Source organism: Streptomyces sp. NPDC058459 (genome assembly GCF_042721685.1).
Taxonomy (GTDB): Bacteria; Actinomycetota; Actinomycetes; order Streptomycetales; family Streptomycetaceae; genus Streptomyces.
Map to the genome: position 1 here is coordinate 1 of NZ_JBHXLV010000357.1, position 3,244 is coordinate 3,244.

A 3,244-nucleotide genomic window follows, 5' to 3' on the forward strand; every position below is an offset into this window, starting at 1 on the left:
CGGCGGCACAGTGCGCACTGTGCCGCCGGGCCCTTCACAGGTGTCCGGCCCGCACGGCTCGAGCACGCACCGGGCACCGGGGAGGATTGCGACGCCCAGGTCACGGGTATGTCGGGCTGTGACCGTATGAGCACGCAGACGTGGGAGGGACCCCTCGATGATCCTGGAAGTGCTCGGTTCGGCAGCGGTCGGCCTCGTCCTCGCCTTCGCTGCCGCACACCGACTGCCGCACCGGCTGCCCACCCGCCCGCTGGTCTTCGCCACGGCGGTCGCGGGGGCCCTCTTCGGGGACTTCGTCACGCACAGCGCCCTCGGCCAGGCCCCGGTCCTGCTCAGCGTGCTCGGCGCGGCCGTCGTGTCCGCCGCGTCCCTGTCGCTGCTGTTGCGCCCGGCCGGGCGGCTGCGCCGGCGATCCGTGCCGGCGTAACCGCCCCTGACGGCCAGTCAGACGGTCAGCCGGTCAGGCCGCGAGGCCCAGCGCTGCCATCCGCTTGGTGTGCGCCTCGGTGATCCGGGTGAACATCCGGCCGACCTCCGCGAGGTCGAAACCGTCCGCGACCCCGCCGACCAGCATGGTGGAGAGCGCGTCCCGGTCCGCGACGACCCGCTGCGACTGCGACAGCGCCTCGCCCATCAGCCGCCGCGCCCACAGCGCCAGCCGCCCGCCCACGCGCGGGTCGGCCTCGATGGCCGCGCGGACCTTCTCCACGGCGAACTCCGCGTGCCCGGTGTCGTCGAGGACGGCGAGGACCAGTTCGCGGGTGTCGGTGTCCAGGCGGGCCGCGACCTCACGGTAGAAGTCGCTGGCGATCGAGTCGCCGACGTACGCCTTGACCAGGCCCTCCAGCCAGTCCGAGGGTGCCGTCTGCTTGTGGAAGCTCTCCAGCGCGGCGACGAAGGGGTCCATTGCCTCGGTGGGGGCGGCGCCGATCCCGGTCAGCCGGTCGCGCAGCCGCTCGAAGTGGTGGAACTCCGCCGAGGCCATCTTGGCCAGCTCCGCCTTGTCCCCGAGGGTCGGCGCCAGCTTGGCGTCCTCCGCGAGCCGCTCGAACGCCGCCAGCTCGCCGTACGCGAGCGCGCCGAGCAGGTCCACGACAGCCGCGCGGTACTGCGGGTCAGCCGCGGCCTGCGCCCAGTCCTGGGCGGCGACACCGGTGGGGCCGTCGGTGGCGGCGCCTGCGTTCTCGGAGTTCTCAGGCTTGTCAGAGCTAGTCATGAGGCGCACAATAGCCCGCTCACCCTGTCCCGGAAGCCTCTGGTCGACCTCTGTGCCTACCACTACGTGACCAATTCGGCCATCGCGTGTGCGGCAATCCGGGGTATGGTGGTAATGCGCCTGCTGAGTGCGCCGACGATGTTCGGTCTGCTCGGTGCCTTCTGGCAGCGGCGCACGTATGAGGATGCCCGGTCGGTGGCCCGATCGGCTCCGACCTGACAGCTCTCCCCGGCCGTATCGCATACACGCGTACGCCGAGCGGAGGGACATCCTTAGCGGTTCGAGCGCTAGAGCGTCGGCAGAGGTCCCGTGTCATTCGGCTTGCCCAGTCGGCTCGCCCGTACGGCGGCCGGCGTGCCCCGGCACGGTCAGACATGATCCCCGCGCTCGCCTCGCACCGCACACACAGAAGAGGCAAAGCTCCTGACTACGACATTTCGTGACCTCGGCATCCTTTCCGAGACCGCCGAGGCGCTGGAAGCCGTCGGCATCATCAACCCGTTCCCCATCCAGGAACTGACGCTGCCGGTCGCCCTCTCGGGCTCCGACGTCATCGGCCAGGCCAAGACCGGCACGGGCAAGACCCTCGGCTTCGGTCTTCCGCTGCTGGAGCGGGTCGTCGTCCCCGCCGACGTCGAGGCCGGCCGCGCCGTTCCGGAGGCACTGACCAACGCGCCGCAGGCGCTCATCGTCGTGCCCACGCGCGAGCTGTGCACCCAGGTCACCAACGACCTGCTGACCGCGGGCAAGGTCCGCAACGTCCGCGTCACCGCGATCTACGGCGGCCGTGCCTACGAGCCCCAGGTCGAGACCCTGAAGAAGGGCGTCGACGTCGTCGTCGGCACCCCCGGCCGGCTGCTCGACCTCGCGGGCCAGAAGAAGCTGGACCTCAGCCACGTCAAGTGCCTGGTGCTGGACGAGGCCGACGAGATGCTCGACCTGGGCTTCCTGCCCGACGTCGAGAAGATCGTCAGCATGCTGCCGGTCAAGCGCCAGACCATGCTGTTCTCGGCCACCATGCCGGGCGCGGTCATCGGTCTCGCCCGCCGCTACATGTCCCGCCCCACGCACATCCGCGCCACCGCGCCGGACGACGAGGGCGCCACGGTCGCCAACATCAAGCAGTTCGTCTACCGCGGCCACTCCATGGACAAGCCGGAGATGATCGCGCGCATACTGCAGGCCGAGGGCCGCGGTCTGGCGATGATCTTCTGCCGCACCAAGCGCACCGCCGCCGACATCGCCGAGCAGCTCCAGGGCCGCGGCTTCGCCTCCGGCGCGGTCCACGGCGACCTCGGCCAGGGCGCCCGCGAGCAGGCGCTGCGCGCCTTCCGCAACGGCAAGGTCGACGTGCTGGTCTGCACCGACGTGGCCGCGCGCGGCATCGACGTCGGCGGCGTGACCCACGTCATCAACTACCAGTCCCCCGAGGACGAGAAGACCTACCTGCACCGCGTCGGCCGCACCGGTCGCGCCGGCAACAAGGGCACGGCCGTCACGTTCGTCGACTGGGACGACATCCCGCGCTGGCAGCTCATCAACAAGGCGCTGGAACTGGACTTCAACGAGCCGGTGGAGACGTACTCGACGTCCCCGCACCTGTTCTCCGACCTGAACATCCCGGCGGGCACCAAGGGTGTCCTGCCGCGTGCGGAGCGCACGCGCGCCGGTCTGGACGCGGAGGTCGTGGAGGATCTCGGCGAGACCGGTGGCCGTGGTGCGCGTGGCGGCCGGACCGGCCGTGGCGGCCGTCCCGAGGCCGCGCCCGCGCCCGAACGGGAGCGTGCGGAGCGCACCCCGCGCCGCCGTCGCCGTATGCGCGGCGGAGCCCCTGTCGAGGCCGGTGCCGCTCCGGCGGAGACCACGTCCGTCGAGGAACCGCAGACGCCTCGCACCCCGCGCCGCCGTCGCCGTACGCGCGGCGCGGCATCCGCCGAGCCGGCGGCCGCTGTCGCCGCCGTGGAGACGGCCGTGGAGACGGTGCCGACGCCGGAGGTCCCGGCGGTGCCGGACACCCCGAAGCAGCCC

3 protein-coding genes are annotated in these 3,244 nt (G+C 71.8%); 2 read left to right on the forward strand and 1 reads right to left on the reverse strand.

What is annotated here, in order from left to right; translation table 11 throughout:
- The first annotated feature begins 157 nt into the window (after positions 1-157).
- Positions 158-427 carry a hypothetical protein gene (locus ACFWN1_RS32475; protein ID WP_384370091.1) on the forward strand — a complete coding sequence of 90 codons (270 nt, stop codon included), beginning with the start codon at positions 158-160 and terminating at the stop codon, positions 425-427.
- Between the two features lie 33 nt (positions 428-460).
- Here the strand turns inward: ACFWN1_RS32475 and ACFWN1_RS32480 are convergent, their stop codons facing one another.
- Positions 461-1,216, reverse strand: a complete 756-nt coding sequence (locus ACFWN1_RS32480) for a ferritin-like fold-containing protein (RefSeq protein WP_384370094.1) — start codon at positions 1,214-1,216, stop codon at positions 461-463.
- A 474-nt stretch (positions 1,217-1,690) separates the two neighbouring features.
- On the opposite strand from ACFWN1_RS32480, the gene ACFWN1_RS32485 reads away from it, so the two are divergent.
- Positions 1,691-3,244 (forward strand): DEAD/DEAH box helicase (locus ACFWN1_RS32485; RefSeq protein ID WP_384370097.1); only part of this gene is annotated, 1,554 nt, incomplete at its 3' end.